Consider the following 24,743-nt stretch of genomic DNA (forward strand, 5'->3'; position numbering starts at 1 on the left):
TTGCCGTCGTCAGAAAAATGGTCACGATCCTCAATGCGAGAATGCGTGACCACTATGCTTTAATACTTGACGGTTAATACCGCTGCTTTTTCTTATACCCGTTGATGACCGAGAACCGAGAACCGGGCAACAGGCTTCGGCATAAACCAGATTCCGAATCCTCATGTTGCCGACACTGGCAAGCGATGATCTCTTTGTAATAGGAAACCACCCTAAGGGATGGGCGTTAAACCTGCGAACACCCATTCTCAAGGATAGAAACCCTTGAAAAAAACAACTTTCAATTGATACCGTTGTGATTTCACATCAGCATTTCCTCGCATTCAATAATCCGGGGAGAACGTTGCTATGAAATTGTCACGCAGAAGTTTCATCAGTTTGGCCGGTGCCAGCGCCGCTGCCAGCGCAATGCCGTTTGACATCTGGCTTGAAAAACAAGCACGGGCAGCAGGTGTCATGACGCGCTATAGCACGACTTCCCCCGAAGGGAAGGAAATGCTTAAAGTTTACGCCTCTGCCGTCAAGATTATGAAAGGAAAATGGGCTGGTGATCCGCATTCATGGACCTTTCAATGGTACACACATTGGGTTGATGGCAACACGACCAAATCCGATGCGCTCGACACCGTTTATGGCAACAAACCGCCAATAGAGCGTCAACTTGCTGAAGAAATGTGGAACACCTGCCAGGGTCACGGCCCTAACCCCGTTAAATACTTTCTGGCATGGCATCGGATGTTTGTTTTCTATTTCGAGCAAATTATCCGCAACGTAAGCGGAGTTAGCGCGTTCACACTGCCTTACTGGCCGTATGACCAACAAAGTCAACTTTCCATCCCAACCGAATTCAGAGACGGATCTTCGCCGGATTACGGACCACTTTATGTTTCGAACCGGAACTCTGGCATCAATTCCGGATATCCCATGTCAGGTTTAGAGTTCACCTGCATGGCGCAAAAATCTTTTCTACCATCGGGTCGAGAACAGGGGTTCAACGCCAAGCTCAATCAAAATCCGCACGGCACAGTTCACGTTGATGTTGGAACGAGCACGAATATGGGCTCCATTCCCTATGCGGCAAATGATCCGGTCTTCTGGGCGCACCACTGTCAGGTGGACCGCCTGTGGCAAAGCTGGAATGCCGCTGGTGGCAAGAACCCCGATGACGAAAATTTCAAAAATCAACAGTTTGTCTTCGACGACGGGACCGGTATGAGGGTTGTTGCCAAAATTGGCGATTTCCTTAACATCGCAACCTTGAATTACAAATATGATACGCTCATGGATATACCACCGATCGAAAGCCCAATGCTTTTGGCATCTTCGGAATCAGCGCCTGCTTTCTCCGCTGGTGCAATGAAAACGGTGCAAAAACACGGGCCAGAAACAAATATGATTGCAGAGGAAATCTCCGGTGCGATTACACTCGGTAAAGAGCCGGTTCGCATTCCGGTAAACCCCAACGCCAACATGGCCGCCCCGATGGAACTACTGTCAAAAGCGGCACCTGCATCACAAAATATCTACCTCGTACTTCAGGATCTTTATACCGCCGACAGCCCCGGTGTTTCCTATGGTGTATATCTCAACTTGCCAGATGGTGCCAAAGCTGATCCCGCAAGCGAACACTATATCGGAAGCGTCAACTTCTTTAACGCAACTTCCATGCCCGGCATGAAAGGGATGTTCATGACCGACTCTTTCACATTCAACATCACAGACAAAGTGAAAAATCTCGACATGAACAAGCAACTCTCTGATGGCCTGAATGTCACCCTGGCACCATTCGATGCACCAGATGGTCAAAGCAGTCCTAAAATCGGTCGCATCGAAGTCGTTATCGAGTAACCATTTCTACGCGGAACCGGCCATTGATCCTGTTCCGCGTCTGCTTTCTCTGATACGATCAAGCACTCTTTCCCCCGCGTCCGACATGCGCTAAAACCCGGTCATGAACAGACCGATTTACATCACCCCCGAAGGGTTAGAGGCCCTTAAATCCGAACTCGACCACCTTTGGAAAAAGGAACGGCCCGAAGTCGTGGCCGTTGTCCATTGGGCGGCGGGCAATGGCGACCGTTCGGAAAACGGGGATTACATCTATGGCAAAAAGCGCCTGCGCGAAATTGACCGACGTGTGCGCTATCTGCGCAAGCGGATCGAAGATGCCGTGGTTGTCCGCGCCGAAGAACAACCTGATCACCAGCACATTTTCTTTGGCGCACAAGTCACTTACGTCAACGCACGCGACGAGGAAAAAACCATCCGGATTGTCGGTGAGGACGAGGCAGATAGCCTGAATGGCAAGATCAGCTGGATCTCCCCGGTCGCCCGCGCCCTGATGAAATCGGGTGTCGGCGATGTTGTTACCGTTCGCACCCCGGCGGGCGAGGACGAACTCGAAGTCCTTCAAATCAGCTATCCGAAATAGACTGCGGGCCTAGTTTTTCAGCTAGAGACCAAGAATTAAAGTCCTATCCCACCAACGACGACAGAGCCTTGGTTTGGTTGGCAGCATCTCCTGAAAGGGTTCAATGTCCTCAGGATACAAGTCTAAGCTAAGCCTGAGTTTTTTAAACCCTTCCAAAGAAGTCATGTGCAGGCGTTCCCACTTTTCCATTTCGGAAGCGTCGCCAACCGGAACTTGAAAGTTCATTGCTCGAAGGGAGTACATGAACCCATTTTGATTGTTTAAGAGGCATGGATGACAGGGGTCGCCATTCGCACCTACAAAGTTCCAACTGAGTAGCCAGTAAGGAAATGCTCGCTGCTCAGCTTCAAAAAGAAGAACTAGACCTTCAGAAACTGCTTCAATTAGTGAGGTAGCCTCTACACTGTCCAGTTCTTTGTAAATAGAATGATCTATACGCTTTGGATGAGTGATTTCGTTACGTATCTTTTTGAATTCGTTGAACACCAAATCCAAACCAGAGTTTTCGATTACCCGCGCGCCATAAATTCTTTCAACCCAATCTCCCCATTTTTTATTCAGTGGGGCATTTATTTTCTGCTTGATTGAGCGTTCGCTGTACCCTTCCTCACGAAGGAATTTGGTAATTCTTCTATTAAGAAAAACTTCCAAAGTACCCACGGCAAAGTACAAACAAGACCTCAAATGATGATATCGAGCAAAATCATTTTTTGCGACTTGGGCATTGAATGCTTCAAACTGCAACGAGCTAAAGTAGTGCCATTCAATATCACTATTCCAACGCCAAACTTTGTCTGCCATTAACTCAAACCACCACTAGTCGCTTTTGATCGCTATAGGACTAAGAATTCATTTTAAACTCATAGTAGTGAGGCAGTCTAACCTCAAACGACCAACCCATTCACATCCGGCTTTTAACCCGCCTTGTTGGTTCTGCCACCTGCGGGTCGTCGGGCCAGTAATGCTTGGGATAGCGTCCCTTCATCTCGGCCTTTACCTGCGCATAGGACCCGTTCCAGAACCCGATCAGATCACTTGTCACCTGAATGGGCCGTTGGGCCGGGCTAAGCAGATGCAATGTCACGGCCACCTTGCCGCCCGCAATCTTTGGGGTTTCGGTCGCACCGAACATTTCCTGCATACGGACCGGCAAAGCGGGTGTTTCACCGCTATAATCAATGCGGATATTTGACCCGGTCGGCACTTGCCAATGGGTTGGGGCCAGGCGATCCATTTCCTGTCGCTGGTTCCAGTCGATCCCGGCGAGCAATGCCTCGGACAGGTTGATCTGTTTAAGCTGGCTGCGTTTCGTGATCCCGCTCAGATAGGGTGCGATCCAGTCTTCAAGCGATCCCAACAGGCCGTCATCAGACACATCGGGCCAAGCATCGCCATCGACGCGATGCAAGAATGCCAAGCGTTCACGCAGACCGTTCGCGGCCTTGTCACATGGCAGGCAATGCAGGCCAAGCTTGCGAATACCCTCGATCATGGCCGCAACAATCGCCTCGGGATCGGCTTCGTCATGAGTGGCTTTTTCTTCCAACACCAGCGCGCCAATCCGGCGCTGCCAGCGGGCGGCCACCGCATCGCTTTGACTGTCCCAGAAGACTTCTGTACCTTCGGAAATCTGATCGGCAAAATGGGTTTCAAGGGTGGCGCGCGCCACCGGGGCGGCAAGGTAGATCTTCGCCTCGCGCGCTTGCCCATCAAGTTCGGCGACTGCGATATAGGGCTCAGAGGCCAAGCTATCTTCATTGGGCAAAACACCACCGCGTCCACCGGACAGCCGATAGCGCGCGTCCTTGCCCTTGCGCCGTTCGCCAATCCGGTCGGGATAGGCAAAGGCCAGAAGCAGCCCGACCTCATCGGCGTGATCAACCTTCGCGCCCGCCGATTTATCAAGCCCGGCCCGTTTGACAGATTCGCGCAACCGGCGGGCAAGCTGCTTGGCGGCCTCAGCGATCATTTTGGGGGCGCGGCCCTTCTGGATGACCTCCACCCGGATGCGCAAATCCGCCCCGCGCCCGCGCATGAAGTCACGATCAGACAGGAGTGCCGCCAAGGCACAGGAGACCTCCTCAAGACCAAGCTGCGCGCCACGCAACATCATATGAGCCAATCTGGGATGCACCGGCAGTCCGGCCATGGCCGTGCCCATCGGCGTAATGCGGTTTTCACCATCAAGCGCCTCAAGCCCACGCAATACATCACGCGCTTGATCGATCTTGGCGGCGTCCGGCACATCAAGCCACGGCAGGGTTTTGGGGTTCGTAACACCCCAGCGCGCCAGCTCCAGTGTCAGGGGGGCCAGATCGGCATCAGATATTTCGGGCGCGGTAAAGGGCGCACGCGCGCGCTGTTTATTTTCCGGCCACAGGCGATAACACACGCCCGGCTCCAGTCGCCCGGCACGGCCGCGGCGTTGTTCGGCACTGGCTTGCGATGACTTGACCGTCACCAGCCGCGTCATGCCCGATGCCGGGTCGAAACGCGGCAATCGTTGCAGGCCGCTATCGACCACCACCCGGATGCCATCAATCGTCAGTGACGTTTCGGCAATGGCCGTCGCCAACACCACCTTGCGCTTGCCGTCTGCGGCGGGCTGGATCGCGATATCCTGCGCCTTGGCATCCATCGCGCCATAAAGCGGGGCGATGACGACATCCCCTCCGACAGCGTCTTTCAGGGAACTTTCCACCCGGGTGATTTCGCCCTGCCCCGGCAAGAAGGCCAGGATCGATCCGCTTTCCTCGCGCAGGGCAGTTTTGATCGCGGATGTCATTTCCGCGTCAATGCGGGTATTGCCCCATTTATCGGGCTTTGTCGGGATATATTTCGTTTCAACCGGATAGGCACGGCCTTCGGATGTGATGACCGGGCAGCCGCCCATCAGATCGGCAATCGGCCCTCCATCGAGGGTCGCGGACATCACCACAAGGCGCAGATCATCACGCAGCGCCCCTTGCGTTTCGAGTGCCAAGGCGAGGCCCAGATCGGCATCCAATGATCGTTCATGAAATTCGTCAAACAGAATGGCGGCGATGCCGGGAAGTTCCGGATCATCCTGAATCATGCGGACCAGAATGCCCTCGGTCACGACCTCGATCTTTGTATCCTTGGACACCTTGCTATCGAACCGCACGCGATAGCCCACACGCCCGCCAACCGCCTCGCCCAGCAACTGCGCCATGCGTCGTGCACTCGCACGTGCGGCCAGGCGCCGGGGCTCCAGCATGATGATCTTCTGATCCCCCCGCCATGCGCAGTCCAGCAATGCCAAGGGCACCTTGGTCGTCTTGCCCGCCCCCGGTGGGGCCTGCAACACGGCATTGGTGCCGTTTTCCAACGCGGAAATAACATCCGGCAGGACGGCATCAATTGGCAGGGTGGGAAAATCTGAGTTCATTGCAATTTATTAATCACACGAGGCGAACAGGTTCGCCATATTGCTCCAATAAAGTATCGGCAGTGAGGAGCAATATGCCCTCCGCCTTTGCTTGTGCAATCAGAATGCGATCAAATGGATCCTTATGCACCGGCGGCAGCGTATCAACAGTGATTGCATGCTCACTTACCATCGGGAGTTCCAGATATCCGTTATCAAGCATCGCTCGGCGAATAAGCCTTGGGTTCGCCTTGAAGTCGGGCCTTTCGAGCGCATTCTTGATCGTGATTTCCCAAATATTGATCGGACTGAAAAGAAGCTCATTCTCCGAATCAGAAATCATCTTGCGGGCCTCAAGGGATAAACGATCACTGCCCTTTGCGGCCCACAAGATCAGTTGGGTGTCGAGCAAGAGTTTCATCAGCCAACACCGAACATTTCTTCAATTTCATCCTGACCCATACGGTCGAAATCATCCGGAACCAGAATTTCTTCGTCTTTCAAAAAACCGATACGTTTCGGGACCGTTGCATTCTCCTGATAGGCTGACATTTGCACGACAGGCTTGCCCGCCTTTGCAATGACAAGCTGTTCACCACTCATGACGCGCGCGATCAGGCGCGACAAATGTGTTTTTGCCTCATGAATGTTAACGATGCCCATCACATCCTCCAACTAGACTAAGTTAACTTAGTCTATATTATTTCTGCGCAGAATACGATTGGGATTTCACAAAAACAATCCCGCGTTCACCACCAATCCGCTGTAAGGTCTTCATCCCGCGCGTCAGGCCATAAAGCGTTTCCATCGCCCCTTCAGCTTTGGCACGCGATGCGGCGGCGCGCGTGATGTCGTAAAGCGCGCGAAATTCTGCCTCCGGCAGGTTGCGCAAAGCGGTCTCGGTTGCCGCCCGCGTTGGATCGGGATGGGCAAAACGCAGCGGCTTGGTCGGGTCAAATATCGGCATGGCTTTATCGGTCAGGTTCGACTGATTCGGGTCTGTTCTCTCTATCACGATTGACAGCGCCCAGACCATCCAGGCTTGCGTCCAGCGCATATAGTTTCGCCGATCCGGCCTGCCGTGCTTACTGATCCCGGCAAAAAACAGATCGCGCTCTGGATCAAAAAGCTTTTCTGCCGCCCAGCTCGCCACCCGCATCGCCCCATCGGTATCGCCAAACCGGATCAGGCTCGCCATCGCCTGCGCCACGGCATGGGCATCAAGATACCCATCGCGCCCGGCGAAGCTTCGTGGCAGGCCATCATGATCAAAGCACTGCTCTTGATAAAACTGCCACCCACGGGCATTCGCATCTTCAAGCCCGCCCGCACTCGGCGCCCGAAGGCGATCAAGCAGATCGAGAACGTAGCCCGTGTGAAACCCATCCACGAACTGGTGGTGGGATCGCGTGCCGTAAGCCCAACTGCCATCCGACCTTTGTGCGGCGACAACCCGCTCTACCGCCCGCGTCGTTTTGTCATTTGGCCCGACCATCCGATGCAACGCAAAGGCGGCCCACAGGCTGGCATTATGGATTTCAACATTGGTGTGATCGAAATAGGCAAAATAGCCATCCTGCCAGAGCTTGTTTTCAATGAACCCTACCGCCTGTTGGAGGGCGGGATGATCCGCTGCAAGTCCGCCTTCAATCAGGGCATCCACAACGAAGCTCGTGACAATCGCATTACTTTGATGGCGTTTGGCGTGAAAGGCGCGCGCCTGCCATTCAAACGGATATCCCCAGCCGCCATCGGGATTTTGCATACCCAACAACTGATCGCGTACATCACAAAGCACCTCCCCTTGCGCCGCCCTGCCCAGCAAAGCCAGCGTCTTGGGATTGACCATCGGCGGGATACGAACCGCCTTGCGCACAATATCTGGCCCCCGCTTGATCGCCTGCAGCCAAGCCAAGCGCGCAAGACGAAACCGCCCAAGCCCGCTTGCGCGAAACACCGGACTTTCAAGCCCGTCAAACGGATCAGCCCCGGCAAAATCAGCCGCAATCATGCGCGCAAGCACCCGGTCCCGGACATCAATCAGATGATCCCTATCCATGCTTTGATCCCTCACGCGCAGCAATTCCGGCAGCCATGCCGCAGCAAATCAGGTAATGCCCGTAATTCAGCGTATTATCTGTCACCATGGTCAGCATCACCGACAGCAGGATACAGATCGCAAGGCGCGCATGACGCAGAGCCCACAGCATCACACCCCACCCCGCAAGCCAAAGCCCGCCCCCCAGAAAACCGGTTTCAAACAAGATGCGAAAATGATCGTTATGTAGCGCCCCAAACGAGGCAAAGGATTGATAACCCGACAGGATTTCTTCCACCGCGCCGGCCCCGAAACCAAGCCATTTTTGCCCGTTTGACCCGCCTTGCCACAGCCCCCAGAAATCCTGCCAGAAGACCAACCGGCCAGTGCCGTGGGTCAGAAACAGCCGCGGCAGATAAAGGGCCGCCAGCCAAGCGAGACCTGCGAGCACAACGCCACCAACAAGCCAGGTCATCGCACGGGAAAACCGGATCATCCCGATCAGATTGACCAGCATCGCCAAAACCGCGATCCGCGTCTGGCTGAGCAGGATGGCAACACCGCTTGCTGCCGCCAGCACCCCATGCCCCCGTCCCCGGCCAACCGAACAGAGCGCAAACAGGCCCAGAAACAGAAACGGCTGATTAAGACGCAGCCCCTCATGCGTCATCTGAAACGAACTCGAAAGCAGCAGATAAAGCACAAGCACCGGCACCATCACTTTTAGACTGCCCCGCCCGATCACGAAACCAACCAACAGCCCGACAGGCAGCATCAAAAGGTTGCCGATTAAGCGGAGCTTTTCGAGGCTTGCACCAATCCCCGTGGCGATCACGCCGATCATTGCCGCAAGGATCAACGCCCCCGCCAGAAAATCGCCCCCAATACGGCTGCGACGCGCATAGCTGCACAAAACAGCAATCCAGAACCCCAGCAGAATAAGCTTCGCGGCCATCCCGCCAGCCGCAATCAGCCAAAGCGACGCCCCCATCGCGAGATTACCGAGGAACACCAGCCAGAGCGGTAAAGATACTGCTTGGTCGGCAGCACTCAGGCCTCGCCCGCTGTCAATCGGGGCCACAGAAACGCTTCCTCTCATGGTTCGGCACCACATGCAAGCAACGCGACAGGCTGCGCAAATTCAGCTAGGCTAAAGCTCTTGATTTCAAAGAAGATTGGCAGACCTTGATGCTCTGGCTGGCGCAAACCTGTTTGATGGCGCAGATCATTCTCGCCCCGCTGATGTTGGGCGGGCTTCGTCCTTGGGCACTTGCCGTTCTGACCATCCTGACGGGTCTTGGCGTTCTGGCGATCTGCCTGCGCCCCGGCCCGGTTCTGGTCGGCAAACACCTGCGCTATCTCTGGCTGGCAATCGCTGCATGGATCGGCTGGTCTGCCCTTCAAAGCCTGCCCATCTGGCCCGCTCAGGCATATCCGTTCAATGCGCCGCACATCGCACTTGCGCCTTATGGCTGGCTGAGCGTAGCCGCCTATCTGATCTGGCTTGGCGGCATAATCACCCTGACAGCACTGGTTGCACGATTTCAGCCCCGCCTGCCCCGCGTCATTGCCCGCACTATCGTGTTTGCATGCGCTCTTCAGGTGGTCCTGGCGGCCAGTGCCGCGCTGATGGGATGGCAAACCACATTCTGGTTTGCCAAACAGGCCCATCTGGATGACTGGACCGGCAGCTTTGCCAATCGCAATGCCTTTGGCACCTTGATGGGGTTTGGCATTGTGACCTGCCTGTTTCTCTATCAGAAGACCCGTGCGGTCGGTTTCACCAAACAGCTTGATCGTGCGGGCGGGTGTTTGGCTCTGGCGATGATCTTCGCCGTCGCCCTTATTCAAAGCCACTCGCGACTGGCTTTCGTCTTGGCAATGTCTGGCGGGGCGCTGTTTGTCATTCTGACACCCCGCACGCACACCAGCAGACTCATGCGATTGTTTGGAGTTGCTTTGGGCTGCATCGCAATCATCGCCATGACCGCCATCGCATCGCCAGAGCTGCTGGGCCGCTTCACTGATCTTGGCCGCAGCGATCTGATCCAGCGCGATGATCTTTGGGCCTCGGCCTTGCAGGCGATTTTGGATCGCCCCATCACCGGCTGGGGTGCGGACAGTGTGGCCCTTGTCATTGCTCATTTCGCCACCCCGGACCTGAACACCCATGCAAACTGGTTTAGCAGCCATAACCTATGGCTCGACGGGGCGATCGCATTTGGCCTTCCGGTCATACTGATCCTGTTTGCCACAATCGTCATCACCGCCAAGACTGCGATTACCACTGTCCAACAGACAGACACCCGCGCCCTTCTGATCGCCTTCATTTTGATGGGACTGATTGGCAGCATCGGTGACTGGGTCATAATTATGCCGGCCCTTATTCTGCCAATGGTGATGCTGAGGATGGCGTGTTTAGAAGATGCGCTTGCAGGTGATCACGCAACGCCCGAACCCGCGGATCACGCGGTGCAACCGCCACTGCCTGATCGAGCAATTTTGCGCTAGCCAACAAATCCTGCTCCATCAGCGTTTCAGCCTTCAGCCCCAGCAAAAACGGATCAAACGGCCTTTTCTCTAGTCGCGTCTCGACAACAGTCCGAAGCCGTTCATCGTCGTTTGATGCAAGTGCATTCATAAGCTCCCGCACCTCCCGCTCAGCAACCAATCCGCTCCCATTGGCAAATCCAGTGCTCTTGTCACCAAGCTGCGAGAGCGCCCTGCCCTCCAACACCAAGACAATGCCGCCAGAACCGAGCAAGAGGAGCCCTATCGCCATCAACGCAAGCTTCATGTCATCTGCCCCTTGGGCGTCATCTCTGGTTGCGCCTTGCCATAGGCCGCACGGGGCTGGGCGCCATTCAGGACAACGCCTTCAGGGACAATCGCGGCCGCCCGCAATTGTGCCAAGGCCTGGGTGATATCGCGACGTTTGCTGTGTGCACAGCGCAGGGTGAACAGCCTGATATCCGCCAGGCCCAGCGCAATCACCCCATCCGCCACCGACAGGATCGGCGGTGTATCGACAATCACATGATCAAACCGGGTGCGCAGGCGCTGGATCAAATTTGGCAACTGCCCGTCAATCATGCCCGTCGCAAGGCTTCCCGGCACCGGCATGCGCGCCCCCAGATAGCAATAGCTTTCACCATCGCCCTGCCCAGCTAGCGCATCATCAAGCTCGGCAATGCCCGAGATCACATCGGTGAGATCGGCGACCTTTTCCCCGTCATAGGGTCGCGATACTGGCGGTGCCGGGTCATGCAAATCCGCATCAAGAACGATCACCGACGCCCCGAGACCTGCCAGCTTTTCGGCCAGTGCATGGGCAATGTGGCTTTTGCCATCGCCAGAGAGTGCCGAACCCAACGCGATCACCTGCCCGTCCGTGCGGTTTGGTGTTTCAGCATCCCGCGCCTGCGCCATGATCCGCATCAGAACCGCCAGATGCCCAGCGGCCTCATCATGCGCGGAGGCCAGTTTGCCTGAACCAGTTTGGTCCGTAATGCGGGCAAAAAGCGGGATGCCCAGCGCTGTTTGCGGATCGAATTCATCATCAATGCTTTGATCGAAATAATGCCGCAGCAAGGCAGCAACCACAGCCGCAAACATAGCGATCATGATGGCCAGCATCGCCAGATCGCGCCTAGCTGGAAATTCGGTTACCATCGGTAATGTCGGCGCACGCAAGATTGTGGCATCGCCATGAAAGGCCGCCATTTCGCGGCGAAGTGACTGCACCTGCTGGCCCAGTTCCTGAAGGTTCGTGCGTGCCATAGCGACCGACCGGTTCAAGGCCGTCTGCCCCGTAACGCTTGTATTACGAAGCGCCATCCGATCTTCCCAGCGATTGCGTTGGGCTGTGATCAGTCGAAGCTTTTCTTCCGCCCCGGCAAGGGCAATATCCATCTGATCAGCAACACTGCTTGCCGCCGCCGCAAGCTCGCTTCGCAGATCATCCAGTTCGCGCTGCTTGCCCTGCATGATCGGATGTTTGGGGCCATAGCGCTGGTCAAGGCCGACAAATTCCTGCTTTTGCATTTCAAGCTGGGCCGAGATCTGGCTCACGCGTGGATGACTTGCGACATCGGATATGGCCAGAAGATCATCAAGATCCGCTGCATCCATCCGGCTTTCGCGCGCCAGTCGAAGGCTGGCAACCTCCTGCCCCAGTTTTTCAGCCTGCTCATCAAGCGCATAGATGCGATCAAGCATTCTTGCACTTTCATCGGCATCAAGAATACCGGCCCCGCTTTGCAAGGCAGCCAGATCATTCTCGAGCCGCGCCAATTCATCTTGCGCTGTTTCAAATTGCAGCTCTGCCTCGGACAGTTGCCTGCGAATGGTGGCCTTTTGTCGATCTTCACGTTGCCAAAGATAGCTCTCGACAATTGCTGACAAGACCTGTTGTGCTGTTTCGGGCTGCTTTGCGCTGAAAGCAACTTCAATCACCGCCGCATTGCCAACCCGCGCAGCTTCAAGTCCGTTTCGCAGATGAAGGGTCGCGACTGTTTCCGGGTCACTCAAAACGGGCGCGTCCGTCCCTCCGGCGACGATTTCGGCAAGCTGTTCAAGGATGCCGGCGCTCGCCTCCGCACTACTCAGCGAAACACCCTCTCCACGCAAAACCGACAGTGCAGCTGACAGCGTTTCCTCGCCTCTGATCTCGGCAATCCCGGTTTCGATTTCTTGTGCTGTGACGGTGCGTTGATCCGTGCCGGGGATATCGGCCGAAAGCCGTTCTGCGACCTGCCTGTCTTGTGAAAAGCCGATCTCCGCGACAGAACGATAGACGCCCTGCCAATTGGCAATCGCTGTCAAAAGCACAATCAGAACAAAAACAAAGGCCAGTGCCACCACGCCGCGCCGTTGCCAGAGAATACGCAACAAATCCCGCAAGGAAGGATCAAACCGTTCTGTATTGGCGCTCGCCAAACTGCCGGGAGGGTTCGGACGCTCTTTCATCGCGGACTGCCATCCTCAAGCTCTGTGATCCCGGTTGAGTCTTCGTAATCCCTTACCCCCCAAAGGCGGTTGGCCCGCGGATTCCGGACACCACCAGCAAAAAGGCTGGTGTAGCGCCGTTCTTTTCGGGCTTCGCCCCCGTCCGCCGCGCCCACAAAGCGCGATGGCGCACCACCTTCGATATTTGCACTGAACGCTGATTGTGCCTCGGCAACAGCAATGGGCTGGTTTGACGGGCGCTCAAACAGTCGCTCCGCCAAGACTGTCGCATCACTGCGCACAACACGAACAATCCGTTCAGGATCAGGATGCAATTCCATCAAACGCAAGACCACCCCGCCCAGAATGGTCTCGAACAGAAATCGACTGGTCCCGCCCCCAATGACGGCATCAAACAGGCCGAGTAATAGTTGGAGGCTGCTTTCTGTTGCCTGCCAATCGACAATGGCTTCTTCCGGGCGACCGTTCTCCGACAGCACGCTGGACAGAAGCGCATCAACCAGCAGCGTGAGATCCTCTTGATCCTTGACCTTGGCAATCTCGGTTTCGATCCAACTGATGGCTTCCTGCCGGTTTTCCGGATCAAATTTCAAACTCGTCACCGGCTGTGCCTGCAGTTGCGAAACAGGAAACAGTGTCGCCAGCGCTACCAGCGCCACAACAGCGATCACTGCTCTGCGCACGGCACGGCGAAAACGTTTGAATTGGAAACCTGCGATCCGGGGCAAGACAAGCCTTGCAAAGGCACCAAGACCCCGAGCATATCGCGGGACCATGTAGCGGGGCTGACACAGGATGCGCCAAAGGAACTCCAGACCAACCCGTTGCCAAATCGTCGGGGCGCGACGGACTTTACCGGCCAACACATCAAAAGCCCCACCAACTCCCATCGCAAAACGACATCCGGTTTGGGGCGCATAGTGATCGACAAACAATTCCTTGCGCGGTGATGGCAGGGCCACGAAAAGGGCGTCCGGCTTGGCCCGTGCCACGCATTCGGCCAGGTTTTGATCATCCATCTCATAGCCGTGATGAGTACCCACAATGATCAGTCCGGGATAAAGGACGAGCAATGTCACTTTCAACTGATCCAAGACGTCTTGGCGCGCACCCAACAAAAAGACGCGCATTCCGTCCTGCGCGAATTGCGCCAGAAGATCGGTCATAAGATCAATACCCGTCACCCGCTCAGACACCCTGATCCCCATAAGGCGCGCCGCCCACACAATCCCCATGCCGTCGGCCGACAGACAATCTGCACGGGACAGGGCGGCAAAAAGCTTGTCATCACGCAAGGCAGCGGGAAGTTTGCTCGCGTTCAGGCTGTGATGGCGAAAACAGTCTCGGCTGTCCGTCCCGACACCTTTGCCGAGCGTCTTGCTGATATCCGCACAGACTTGGGCGCGTCGTCGCATATCAAGCGGCAAGCCGAAAAAGGCCGATCTTTGCCCTGAAATCTCGTCGCGCATGCACCACCCCTGTCACCCCGCCCGACATAGCCACAGACCGGCGAAAACAGCCATCTACACTTTAAGGTTATGGCTAATTGGTTGAAGATAATGGTAACTTATGATTGAACGACAAACAATATTAGCATCTCAAGGTGACCATCGCAGTGAGGGTGACTTTACTGACAAACCTTGTGCCACCCTACCGATCTGCGGCCTATGACGCGCTTCATCATCGCGCGAATGCGCAAGGCGGCGGCTTGCGCGTTCTGTGTACCCAACGCCGTGAACCGCAGCGCAATTGGTCAATCGCCAAACCGGCATTCGAACACCTGACATTGCCCGGTGTGCAAATTCCGCTGGGGGAAAATCGTACCTTCACTGTTCCGTTTGGCGTCACACGCACGCTTTCAGCCAGCCCGACCGATGCCTTGATATTGGCTGGCTTCGGCATGGCCCAATGGCAAGCTCAGAACTGGGCACTGAAACGGGGCATCCCAACCATTTTGCAATTTGATGGCTGGTCGGGCTCTGATGCCGCCTACGCAAATCCCGTTCGGCGAAAATTGCGCCGGATGATGATTGCACGTGCCAGCGGATATATCGCCGCCAGTTCGCGTGGGGCGGCATGGTTTGAAAGCCACGGCGTTGCCCGCGAGCGTATCTGGATTGCCCCCATTCCTCCATCATTCGAGTTGCCAGACGCCAAAGCCAACAAACCAATGGCGGAACGACACTTTGACCTGGTCTGGTGTGGTCGCACGACATCATCCAAAGGCTTTGATCTCTTTATCACCATCGCCGACGCACTATCCAAAACCGGCATTGCCCAGCGAATTGCCATTGTTGGCAGCACGGATGTCGCAAAAACAATCGCGACATTGAAAGTATCGGGCATCAGTGATCAGGCAGACGTTTTCGGACAACTCCCACCCGAACAACTCCCGGCCATTCTGAGCAACAGCAAGCTCGCACTTTTTCCAAGCCGCAATGATGCCTATGGCGTTGCAGTCATTGATGCAATTGCATGTGATGCGGTCGCACTGGCAAGCCCGATGACAGGATGTGCCCCGGATATTTTGCGGGAACCGGAAATCCTGCCCATCGATGAACCCGGCCGATGGATCAACACCTGCGAACAGCTTCTGGGCACCCCCACCCTTCTCAAAACCACGCACCAGCACCAAGCCAAGGCGATTATCCGCAACAATCCCGTCCATCATGGCGAGACAATGTGGAACGTCATCAATGACGCAGCACCCGACAAATCGGAAGCGCGGCAATGGGGATAATCAAGCCACTTCCCAAAACCTGTTCTGGCCCGCCGGTCTGGCTGATCAGCCGCGTTGATCAGGCCAGCATTCTCGCCCAACATCTCGCCAATCAGAAAAGACTGGTCCGCTGGGACAGCTTCTGGCGTCACGACGGCACCGGACTTGTGCAGCCTCGCTCCCGCAATGTTGACGCAGCGCTATCGAACATTCCGGGCCGTCATCTTCTACCCGATCTGCTTGGCAAAACGGCTCAAACGCTTCGCTTGCCTGCCCGCAATCTTTATTCCGACATTCCGCTGTCACTACTCGCTGCCGCTAACCCGCCAAAGGCCAGCATTCTGCATGGTCAGGGCAATTACAGCCTGCCTGCCATGCGCCGGGCCAAGGCCCGCAATATGATCACGATCTCGGATGTGACCGGCCAGTTGGCAGAAATTCGTCACGCACAAGTCGCCGACGAATATGCCGCCCACGGCAGGAAATATCGCGAAATATCAGCGTTCCTTGCCAGACGGCGCACCGCCGAAGCCCATTACGCCGACGCCGTCTTTGCCCCGTCCGATGCCGTCGCGAATGGCTTGGAACGCGCTGGCATTGCGCAAGAAAAGATATATCTGATCCCCTTCATGTCGCGGCATTGTCAGGCGCTGCTTGCGCGACAACGCACAGAACGCGAGGACACCACCTTTCGCCTGCTTTATGTCGGCAACCTGTCCCTCGCCAAGGGTACCGCGCATCTTCTTGCCGGCTGGAAAATCATTCGCCGTCAATTCCGGCACCGCGCTGAACTGTTCCTGATTGGTGCCGCACAACCCTGCGCAAAGGGATTGCTCTCCAACCTGCCTGACGGCGTCAAATGGCTTGGCCCGTTGCCCCATGATCAGGTCGCAGAACACATGCTCTTGGCGAATGTTTTCATTTTCCCCAGCCTGACAGAGGGCAGCAGCCTTGCCACCATGGAGGCCATGGCAGCAGGTTGCGCGGTGATCACCACATTTGATGCCGGAAGCCCTATCATCAACCATCAAAGCGGCCTGATCATCCCTCCGCGCGACGCCACCGCACTGGCGACGGCCACAAGCACCCTGATCACCCAACCGGTCATGCGCCAAAACATCGCCCAAACCGCCCGCGATCAAATCGCACAAGACCTTCAACATGCCTATGGCACCCGTGTTGATCAGGCCTATGAAACCATCCTGTCGCGCCATGGATAGAGGATTAACCGCCATACAGTCGGGGCTTTATCCGCTGTGGCTGATCGCGGCGAACGTGATCGCGCGCCTGGGCGGCATGCTGATCCTTGTGCTGATCGGGCATGCCTATTCTCAAAGCGATCTTGGGCCTTATTTCGGGTTACTCGCGATGATCGGTCTCGCCGTCACAGCGACCCAAGCTGGCAGTGGCCCGTTTCTGGTAAGGCTTGCACAAAGCCGCGCCTTTCGATCATCCGCACTTGTTGTGGTGCTGCGTCTGGTGATTGCGATGATTGCATCTGCGCTGATCATCGCGATGACAGATATGACGCTCGGGTTTTATTGGCCGCTCGCCCTTATCCCACTGGCCGCCGCCCTTTCCCCCGACTGGGTTGTTGCCGCCAACACCCGCTTTTCACGACTTGGCGGGATTACTGTCGCCGGGCAGGCCGTCGGAATTACCGTTGCGCTCTGGGCTTCGCTAACTCAATCGCTTCTAGTGCTTTATCTCATTGCACCGGCGATTTCACTGGCAAGCTTGGCCTTTTCAACAGCATTCGCCTTCGAGCGCCTCCCAACCCGGCCCGATGAATCCGTCCAGATCGGTCGTGGCAGCCGATTTGGCCTTGTTGGCTTCACATTATTGGCGGGCTTCTTGCCAAACCTCGACTTTGTGCTGTTGGGCGCGGGAAATGACGCATTATTTATGGCGCAACGGATTTTCCTGTTCTGCGCCGGTTTAATCGCTGCCATTGCCGCAACCCTGTTTGCCAAACAACAAACAGGGAGATTGCGTGACATCTGGCTTTTGGCGCCGATGGCCACGGTCTCCGGGCTCTTATTCTTCTTTCCAGATACAGTCGCCAACCTTGTCTATCACGCTCCGTCACATGATCTGGTCAATATCCTTCAGTTGGGTTCTGCCTGGCCATTGTTGCTCGCACTTCTGAGCCGACAAATCCTGATCCTGCAGGAGGTTTCTCAGGTCAAATGGGTGGGATGGATCTGCCTTGCTGTGATGGCAATGTCCGCAATCAGTATACCAACCTTTGAGACCTCAACTGACATCATGACGCTGATCGTATTTCGGATGGCGTGTCTGGTCGTGATCCTGTTTGCTTGCCAAAAAGTCCTGAGAAAACGGCGGGTCTTGGCATGAAACACCTCACAACCAAGATCTCGAACCACAAACTGATCCACGGCCAATATGGCGACATCCATTTTGGACCTTGGGGACTGGAATGCTCGGACCAGCAGTCCTTTGTCACGATCACAGACCAGCCCAGAAATGCCATCAATCAAAGTGACATCTGGCACCTGTCACGTGGCCGGTTGCAGATCGCATATGCAACCGAGCAAACATCTGCGAACACAGTCCGGCTTCGCCTCTCGGTTCAGGCACTTGATGACATCCTGCTGCAAGACGCCGTGATCCGGCTGGTGTTTGACAAAAGCGCCATCAAACATGGGATCATTGCCGATAAGAAATTCACCCACAGCAATAGCGACAAATACCGCCTTTATCCCGCCAAGCAGGCGCAGCTGGTTGGAAAGGATGGCGCGACCATCACCGTCCGCCTTGACGAGGCGAATGGTGCGGGCCGGTTTGATCCATACATGTATCTGCGTGACCGCGATGATCACTGGATCATTCATGCCCGCCTGTTACCCCGTGATCCGGTTGATCAGGTCTGGCTTCGCTGGGCAAACCGCTTTTTCACGCTTTCTGCGCCAGAAGCTGCTTCACGTTTTATCTGGCGCATGCTACCGATCAAACGACTGCTGTGGCGCTTGCGCGAACGTATGGGGCGACATTTTCCGGAGATACAGGCGGTACCGCTTAATCGCCTAAAGGCCGGCCAGTCAATTGGTATGGAGGTGACATGTCACTTCCACTGAGAAACGAAAATATCCGTAATCTCTGCCAAAATCTGGCCCACCAGATCGCTGGGGATTTGGCGACGCGCCAACACCCGAACGGACAGTTCGAACAACCGGATTTCTACGCCAAAGCCTTCGCCATCAATCTCTGGACCCGGGTCGATCCAGACCGGTTTGCACCAAATATTGAACGCGCGCTGGTTGCCCTCACATCAGAAGCGAAGGACAAAACCTACCACCGAGAATTCATCGAATATGCGCTGCGTGATACGCCGGGACTTGCCCCCAAGACAATCCGTGAGATCCTGCGTGACGCCAAACAGCAATGTCCGGACGTTGCCAATTGGCAATTGCTCGGCCAGATCAATCGCCACAAACGACAAAACGGAATTCTGGCACGCCTCATCAACCTTGCCCTTTTCGCGCTTATCAAGCAGCGCTATTGGCGCGCCCCGTTTTTCCTTGATCGACCGAGTTGCTTTTCAGGGCAATACCACGCCTTTTGCGTTGCCCTTTTATCCGATAACGAAGACCCGCGACATCAACGCATCACAGATCGGGCGACGGCAGCGCTCGCAGAACTGACCGGCACGCATGGTTATGCAAACCTGCTCGGCCGTGGCGCGGGACAGAGTTTTGGCGCGACCTGTGCGCTCTATGTCTTGCTGAAAGCCGAATATCTCGACGCGGCAGACGCAATCCTTCATCGCATGGAAGACGCCCACCGCAAGTCTGGTCAAATCCCGCTCAACCTTCTCGCACCAACACCGCTGCCGAAACAGCCCGGGCCCGACAATCCGGAAACACCGGGATGGTACAGTTATAACCACCATGACGATTACCTCGCCTTTGCAGGCTATTGGCTGCTCAAAGCTGCACAGATTCCGACCGTGCAAAATCGCCAATCGCCTGAAGCAGCAATCAAGATTTCCGCATTTGTCGCGCAGTTTTCATCCCCTGACTATCACGCGCAAATGACGCTTTGCGGCAAACAGGGTTTTGATGTTTCAGGAGCACCGGTGATTATTTCCGGCCAAGGGAAATCAGCCCGTATTCTTTTACCGCCAACTGGCGGCGAACAGGATATCCCAAGCCTTTATGAACCGGGTTCAATCCCACTTCCCGCCATTGCAGAACGTAACTTTGCCCACTTCCTGCGTGCCCGCCAGATCGATAACAACCGGGTTGAGGTAAAGTTTGATCTTGCCGGTGTCATCGGTCACAGACAGATCGCATTCCAGAAAACGAGCGTTGTCATCACCGACCATGTTCCCGATCACCCACCGGGTGAGGTCGATCTCTTCCGAATTCTATTGGATGGCAAGATCGACCTTACACAGCCTAGTCCGGACACCCTCGTCTGCCCACAGCTCGGGATCAACATCACTGCAGATGCGCCTCTTCAAATCACCCCAAATGCGGCATTCAGCGCCGCCGGGTCCGCAACACGGATCAGTGTAAAACCAAAGCACGGGACCAGCGCCACCCTGACCATTTCATGGAGAGACAGCGATGCGTGATCCGATCACCATCATAACGACCGTGCGGGACGGCGATGCGTTTCTGGATCGCTATTTTGACAATCTCGACCAGATACTTGGCCCCCAGGATAATGCCGTTCTTGTTGATGATGGCTCAACCAAGCCCCTTACCTGCCCGAAGGATTGGCAAAACAACCCGCGACTAACACTCCTTCATCCCGGCAAGATCGGGCGTGGCGCAGCACTCAATCTCGCCATTGAAAACAGCCCGACGGAGTTGCTTGCGATTCAGGATATCGACGACCTCTCTTTGCCAGGTCGGCTTGACCGGCAAGTCGACACCCTCACTCACAACCCCAATCAACTTGTCTTCACCCGTGCTGTGTCCGATCCATGGCGACTAGCTCCGGGCAAGGTGCAACGTTTTTCGCCATCGCGCCTCTATGTCGGCAACCCGCTGCATCACTCCTCTCTTGCCATGCACCGGTCCGTCTGGGCCCGCGCTGGTGGCTATGCAACCGATCTTCCCTGCTGCATTGATCTTGATTTTTATCTGCGCGCCTGTTGCCTGGCAAACGCCACCATGCATCGGCTCAACACGCGCTTGATCGAACGTAACTTTCGAGCGGACACCCGCCACTTCGCCCGCATACCAGACGCACTTTATCACCAGACCCGTGCCGCCGTTCTCGCGCAGTATCGCTCTCAACTTTCCCCATCGATGTGGATGGTCATCGCCAAGCTCCGGGATGCTAAAATGTTTGCCGGAAGGAATATTCGATGACTTCTCGCGCTAAAATCATCGCCATGGTGCAACTGCCCCCACCCATGCATGGCGCGGCCAAAATGAACCAGTTCGCCATTAAGGCCTTGGCGAAAGATTTTGATCTGCATGTCATTGAAATGCGCTTCGCCCAAACACTATCCGATGTGAACCGGTTTTCGCTGCGCAAGATCGGGCTAGCACTTTGGCTAGTGATGCGTTTGATCAGGGCTTTGCCTCGGGCGAACGCCCTTTATATCTGCTTTGCTCCAAGTGGCTTCGCCTATTACCGGGATTGCCTGTATGTGTTGCTGGCAAGGATGTTTCGCATCCCTGCCATCCTGCACCTGCACGGTCGCGGTTTACCGAACATGCGACGATCAAGATGGGCGGCGCTTTTCCAAAAACTGGTATTCAAAGATCAAACCGTCATCCTGCTCGGCGAAAGCTTGCGCTCTGAAGTTGATGCTCTGAACTGTAAGTCTGCCATTATCCGCAACTGCCTGAACGACGAAGCATTTCGCACCCCACCCACCAAGCCTTGGACAGCACACGATCCTGTCAGGCTCCTGTGGCTGTCCAACCTGTTTCATGCCAAAGGCATCGAAACCCTGCTTGCAGCCTGTGCTATTCTGCGCGCACGGGGTATCGCCTTTACGCTAACGATTGCAGGGGCCGCCGGCGACCTAAGTGTTGCGGATCTGGATCGCTTGCTAGAGCACTATCAGATAACCACAACAACAACCTGTTTGGGACCTGCGTCTGAAAGCCAGAAACGCGCCATCTTTGAAGACACAGACCTGTTCATTTTTCCCAGTCACTATGCCAACGAAGCGCAACCGCTTGTCGTGCTTGAAGCCATGGCTGCCAATGTGCCCGTGATTACGAGCAACATCGCAAACCTGGCGGAATTTGTGCGCGATGGTGAAACCGGGCGACTCTGTCCGCCCAACGATCCAGCAGAGCTCGCAAATACGATCATAGCCGCAATCACCTCACCAACGGAGACAACCAAACTGCGTGATGCGGCTTATCAGATGTGTCAGGAGGATTTCAGCAACACGCTATTTGCCAATAGACTTACCCGGTTGATTTCCCGCATTCTCAAACAGAACTGACATCTTGTTTAGGATGCAATTAGGGAATACGCCGCATGGACAGAGACGCATTCAACGCATTTTGCAAATCGCTGCCGCACACCAACCATGTGGTGCAGTGGGGTGGCGCAGATGTCTGGAAGGTCGGCGGCAAGGTGTTTGCGATTGGCGGCTGGACCCAAAATGAGACACTTGGTATCACATTCAAGACATCCGAAATCGGCTATGAAGTCTTGAAAGAGATGCCGGGCCTGCGGCCTGCTCCTTACCTCGCGTCGCGTGGCATGAAGTGGATACAGCACTATGATGCGCCTGGCCTCAGCGACGCTGATCTCAGGGACCATTTAAAAAGCTCGCACCGCATTGTCGCCAAGGGTTTGACGAAGAAGTTGCAGCGCGAGCTAAATCTTTATCAAGACGAATAGTTCGGGTCGCTTAGAGACGCCAGAGATCGATACCGGATGGCACAGCATCACGCGGCAGAACCGCACGGACATCGGCAACAAAGCCCTTGCCATCCTTAAGCAGACTGCTGATCAACGGCCAGCCCTTGGCAACATATTCCTTGTGCGACACGGCCAGAACCAGCGCATCTGCCGGCTCCAAACAACTGTCAGAGCATAGATTCAGGCCATCAAATTCGTGCGCGACTTCTTCCTTGTCGGCATGAACATCATGGACCTGCACATTGACACCGGCTTCTTCGAGTGAACGCACGATGTCGATCACACGTGTATTGCGGATGTCAGGCACATCTTCCTTGAAGGTCAGACCCAGCACAGTGACGGTCGGGTTCTTGGTTGCCCCTTCGCGCAGCAGCGCACGGATCACCTTGTTCGCGACCACATCGCCCATACCGTCATTGACCCGGCGCCCGGCCAGAACCACCTGCGGGTAATAGCCGAGCTCTTCGGATTTATGCGTCAGGTAGTAGGGATCAACACCAATGCAGTGACCACCCACCAGCCCCGGCGTGAATTTCAGGAAGTTCCACTTGGTCCCGGCAGCTTCAAGCACGTCACGGGTATCAATCCCGGCGCGATCAAAGATCAGCGACAGTTCGTTCATCAGCGCGATATTGAGATCGCGCTGGGTGTTTTCAATCACCTTGGCTGCCTCGGCCGCCTTGATGGTCGGGGCCTTGTGAATGCCCGCCTTAACCACACTGCCATAAACATCCGCCACGATGTCCAGCGTTGCCTGGTCCTGACCGGAAACAACCTTGGTAATCGTGGTGAAACGATGCTCGCGATCCCCCGGGTTAATACGTTCCGGTGAATAACCCACCGTGAAATCACTTCCGGCTTTGAGGCCAGACAGCTCCTCAAGGATCGGCACACATTCTTCTTCCGTCGCGCCAGGATAGACCGTGCTCTCATAAACAACGATGTCGCCCTTTTTCAGGATCGCGCCAACGGTTTTGGAGGCAGAGCGCAACGGCGACAAATCCGGACGGTTCGAACTGTCAATCGGCGTCGGGACCGTAACGATATGGAAATCAGCCTGCGCCAGATCCTTGGGGTCGGCGCTGAGCAGAAGGTCGGCGGCTGCAAGTTCGTGGTCATCGACCTCGCCTGTCGCGTCATGTCCTTCCTTGAGCTGAGAAATCCGGGCCTGATTGATATCAAACGCTACGGTGCGGCCAATTGAGGTGCCAAATGCCACCGCGACGGGTAGACCAACATAACCCAAACCAACAACTGAAATCTTGCGCCCGTGACTCATCGATAAAACCTTGTAAATACCTTGGTTGCCGATTTGTAGCCAGCCTCCACTGCCCCGTCAATTGCTTAGCTCACGGTGAGCATCGTGCACGACACTTTTTTCAGGGGCAGCACTAGCGCCCACTCCTCTACTTGGTCGCCCCATACAAAACACCGCCCTTGTGTTGCTGTCTCGATCATGATCTAGTTTTACTTCCCGCCCCGCAACACGCGACACCACAATTTATGCGCCCCTTTTCCCTCGCCCTTGCCTGCCTTCTTATGCTCACCAGCCCCCTGCTGGCGGCCCAATCAACGACGAAAATGCGGGTGGTGATGCCCTATATTCCGTTGATGGCTGAAACCAGTGACCACGGCATTTTCATCAAAATGTTTGAGGAAATTGCAAAAAGGTCCGGCAAGGAAGTCACAATCGATATCCTGCCAGTGCGACGTGCGATGCAGGAATTCAATAGCGGCAAATACGATGCTGTTGGAACCTACCCCTCCCTTGCCGAAATTCCTGTCTCACTGGCGTCGGTTCCGTTTTATCGTCGCGAAAACCTGATCTTTTATCGCACGGACCTGCTGGATATACGCAAAGTCGAAGAGCTCTCAGACCTTGATGGAACGCGCGTCGGGCTTTCGGCCTATGAATATCCGTCTTACATCACAGATCGCAAGCAGCTCAGCCTTGAGCGTGTTCCAAGTGACACATTCCTCCTGCGCATGATTGCAAGTGATCGCCTCGATGCGGCCATCATCGAACGTTTTTCCGGCCTTCATGTGCGTAAGACGCTTGGTCTGGAAAACGCCATCTCGGTCACCGACGATCCGGTCACAACCGAAAATGTCCTGGCCTTGTTCAAGGCTGATCTTGCTGGCATTGAAAACCGCAAAGCCTTTAACAAGGCCATCTATGAAATGCTGTGCGATGGCACCTTGGGCAAGCTTTATGGCCGTGCAAGTCTGCTACCCGATCAAATGATCATCGAGCGAGAACTACCCGCCTCTGCCATCATCGAAGGCTGCAATCCCGAGGCCTCCCTCCTGCGAGACTAACTCCAAAATAAAA

General features: G+C 55.5%; 21 protein-coding genes. 12 read left to right on the forward strand and 9 right to left on the reverse strand.

Annotated elements, in window-relative coordinates; genetic code table 11:
* Positions 1-348 precede the first annotated feature (348 nt).
* Positions 349-1,848: a tyrosinase family protein gene (locus ACXAIA_RS13310; RefSeq protein ID WP_475349744.1), complete on the forward strand. Its 1,500-nt coding sequence runs from the start codon at positions 349-351 to the stop codon at positions 1,846-1,848.
* Positions 1,849-1,951: 103 nt separating this feature from the next.
* Positions 1,952-2,431, forward strand: coding sequence for a transcription elongation factor GreB (gene greB, locus ACXAIA_RS13315; protein ID WP_475349745.1), 480 nt, complete (start codon positions 1,952-1,954; stop codon positions 2,429-2,431).
* Positions 2,432-2,452: 21 nt separating this feature from the next.
* Here the strand turns inward: greB and ACXAIA_RS13320 are convergent, their stop codons facing one another.
* The 6 genes from ACXAIA_RS13320 to ACXAIA_RS13345 form a co-directional block, all read right to left on the reverse strand.
* Positions 2,453-3,232 carry a hypothetical protein gene (locus ACXAIA_RS13320; protein WP_475349746.1) on the reverse strand — a complete coding sequence of 260 codons (780 nt, stop codon included), beginning with the start codon at positions 3,230-3,232 and terminating at the stop codon, positions 2,453-2,455.
* Between the two features lie 100 nt (positions 3,233-3,332).
* Entirely contained in the window at positions 3,333-5,840 is a 2,508-nt protein-coding gene (gene hrpB, locus ACXAIA_RS13325; protein ID WP_475349747.1) for an ATP-dependent helicase HrpB, read from the reverse strand.
* A gap of 13 nt (positions 5,841-5,853) precedes the next feature.
* Positions 5,854-6,240: a type II toxin-antitoxin system VapC family toxin gene (locus tag ACXAIA_RS13330; RefSeq protein ID WP_475349748.1), complete on the reverse strand. Its 387-nt coding sequence runs from the start codon at positions 6,238-6,240 to the stop codon at positions 5,854-5,856.
* Positions 6,240-6,482 carry a type II toxin-antitoxin system Phd/YefM family antitoxin gene (locus ACXAIA_RS13335; protein ID WP_475349749.1) on the reverse strand — a complete coding sequence of 81 codons (243 nt, stop codon included), beginning with the start codon at positions 6,480-6,482 and terminating at the stop codon, positions 6,240-6,242. The genes ACXAIA_RS13330 and ACXAIA_RS13335 overlap by 1 nt, the downstream gene beginning before the upstream one ends.
* Positions 6,483-6,519: 37 nt before the next feature.
* A complete protein-coding gene (locus ACXAIA_RS13340; RefSeq protein WP_475349750.1) occupies positions 6,520-7,878 on the reverse strand; it encodes a prenyltransferase/squalene oxidase repeat-containing protein in 1,359 nt (452 codons plus the stop codon).
* Positions 7,871-8,938 carry an O-antigen ligase family protein gene (locus tag ACXAIA_RS13345; protein WP_475349751.1) on the reverse strand — a complete coding sequence of 356 codons (1,068 nt, stop codon included), beginning with the start codon at positions 8,936-8,938 and terminating at the stop codon, positions 7,871-7,873. Before ACXAIA_RS13345 ends, ACXAIA_RS13340 begins: the two co-directional genes overlap by 8 nt.
* A 107-nt stretch (positions 8,939-9,045) precedes the next feature.
* Between ACXAIA_RS13345 and ACXAIA_RS13350 the strand changes: the two genes are divergently transcribed.
* On the forward strand, positions 9,046-10,368 hold the full coding sequence (locus ACXAIA_RS13350; RefSeq protein ID WP_475349752.1) for an O-antigen ligase family protein: 1,323 nt from the start codon (positions 9,046-9,048) through the stop codon (positions 10,366-10,368).
* Positions 10,369-10,650: 282 nt separating this feature from the next.
* Here ACXAIA_RS13350 and ACXAIA_RS13355 read toward each other — a convergent pair whose 3' ends face one another.
* Together ACXAIA_RS13355 and ACXAIA_RS13360 are read right to left on the reverse strand one after the other, a co-directional pair.
* Positions 10,651-12,825, reverse strand: coding sequence for a GumC family protein (locus ACXAIA_RS13355; protein ID WP_475349753.1), 2,175 nt, complete (start codon positions 12,823-12,825; stop codon positions 10,651-10,653).
* Positions 12,822-14,294 (reverse strand): WecB/TagA/CpsF family glycosyltransferase, encoded by a 1,473-nt coding sequence (locus ACXAIA_RS13360; RefSeq protein WP_475349754.1) that lies wholly within the window; start codon positions 14,292-14,294, stop codon positions 12,822-12,824. The genes ACXAIA_RS13355 and ACXAIA_RS13360 overlap by 4 nt, the downstream gene beginning before the upstream one ends.
* Before the next feature lie 152 nt (positions 14,295-14,446).
* On the opposite strand from ACXAIA_RS13360, the gene ACXAIA_RS13365 reads away from it, so the two are divergent.
* The 8 genes from ACXAIA_RS13365 (at position 14,447) to ACXAIA_RS13400 (ending at position 22,390) form a co-directional block, all read left to right on the forward strand.
* The gene (locus ACXAIA_RS13365; protein WP_475349755.1) at positions 14,447-15,565 is read left to right on the forward strand and encodes a glycosyltransferase family 4 protein; all 1,119 of its coding nucleotides are present in this window, start codon (positions 14,447-14,449) and stop codon (positions 15,563-15,565) included.
* Positions 15,556-16,764, forward strand: a complete 1,209-nt coding sequence (locus tag ACXAIA_RS13370; RefSeq protein ID WP_475349756.1) for a glycosyltransferase family 4 protein — start codon at positions 15,556-15,558, stop codon at positions 16,762-16,764. The genes ACXAIA_RS13365 and ACXAIA_RS13370 overlap by 10 nt, the downstream gene beginning before the upstream one ends.
* A gap of 247 nt (positions 16,765-17,011) precedes the next feature.
* Positions 17,012-17,902, forward strand: a complete 891-nt coding sequence (locus tag ACXAIA_RS13375) for a hypothetical protein (RefSeq protein ID WP_475349757.1) — start codon at positions 17,012-17,014, stop codon at positions 17,900-17,902.
* Positions 17,899-18,642, forward strand: a complete 744-nt coding sequence (locus ACXAIA_RS13380) for a hypothetical protein (protein ID WP_475349758.1) — start codon at positions 17,899-17,901, stop codon at positions 18,640-18,642. Before ACXAIA_RS13375 ends, ACXAIA_RS13380 begins: the two co-directional genes overlap by 4 nt.
* Positions 18,627-20,144, forward strand: a complete 1,518-nt coding sequence (locus ACXAIA_RS13385) for a hypothetical protein (protein WP_475349759.1) — start codon at positions 18,627-18,629, stop codon at positions 20,142-20,144. The genes ACXAIA_RS13380 and ACXAIA_RS13385 overlap by 16 nt, the downstream gene beginning before the upstream one ends.
* Positions 20,137-20,889 (forward strand): glycosyltransferase family 2 protein, encoded by a 753-nt coding sequence (locus tag ACXAIA_RS13390; RefSeq protein ID WP_475349760.1) that lies wholly within the window; start codon positions 20,137-20,139, stop codon positions 20,887-20,889. Before ACXAIA_RS13385 ends, ACXAIA_RS13390 begins: the two co-directional genes overlap by 8 nt.
* A complete protein-coding gene (locus ACXAIA_RS13395) occupies positions 20,886-21,986 on the forward strand; it encodes a glycosyltransferase family 4 protein (protein WP_475349761.1) in 1,101 nt (366 codons plus the stop codon). Before ACXAIA_RS13390 ends, ACXAIA_RS13395 begins: the two co-directional genes overlap by 4 nt.
* 35 nt (positions 21,987-22,021) lie before the next feature.
* Positions 22,022-22,390 carry an MmcQ/YjbR family DNA-binding protein gene (locus ACXAIA_RS13400; protein WP_475349762.1) on the forward strand — a complete coding sequence of 123 codons (369 nt, stop codon included), beginning with the start codon at positions 22,022-22,024 and terminating at the stop codon, positions 22,388-22,390.
* A 10-nt stretch (positions 22,391-22,400) separates the two neighbouring features.
* On the opposite strand, the gene ACXAIA_RS13405 is transcribed toward ACXAIA_RS13400, so the two are convergent.
* Positions 22,401-23,690 (reverse strand): nucleotide sugar dehydrogenase, encoded by a 1,290-nt coding sequence (locus ACXAIA_RS13405; RefSeq protein ID WP_475349763.1) that lies wholly within the window; start codon positions 23,688-23,690, stop codon positions 22,401-22,403.
* A 224-nt stretch (positions 23,691-23,914) separates the two neighbouring features.
* Here ACXAIA_RS13405 and ACXAIA_RS13410 point away from each other — a divergent pair, with 224 nt between their 5' ends.
* Positions 23,915-24,730 (forward strand): substrate-binding periplasmic protein, encoded by an 816-nt coding sequence (locus ACXAIA_RS13410; RefSeq protein WP_475349764.1) that lies wholly within the window; start codon positions 23,915-23,917, stop codon positions 24,728-24,730.
* The last annotated feature ends 13 nt before the right edge of the window (positions 24,731-24,743 follow it).

The organism is Thalassospira sp. ABL2_045 (assembly GCF_056161285.1).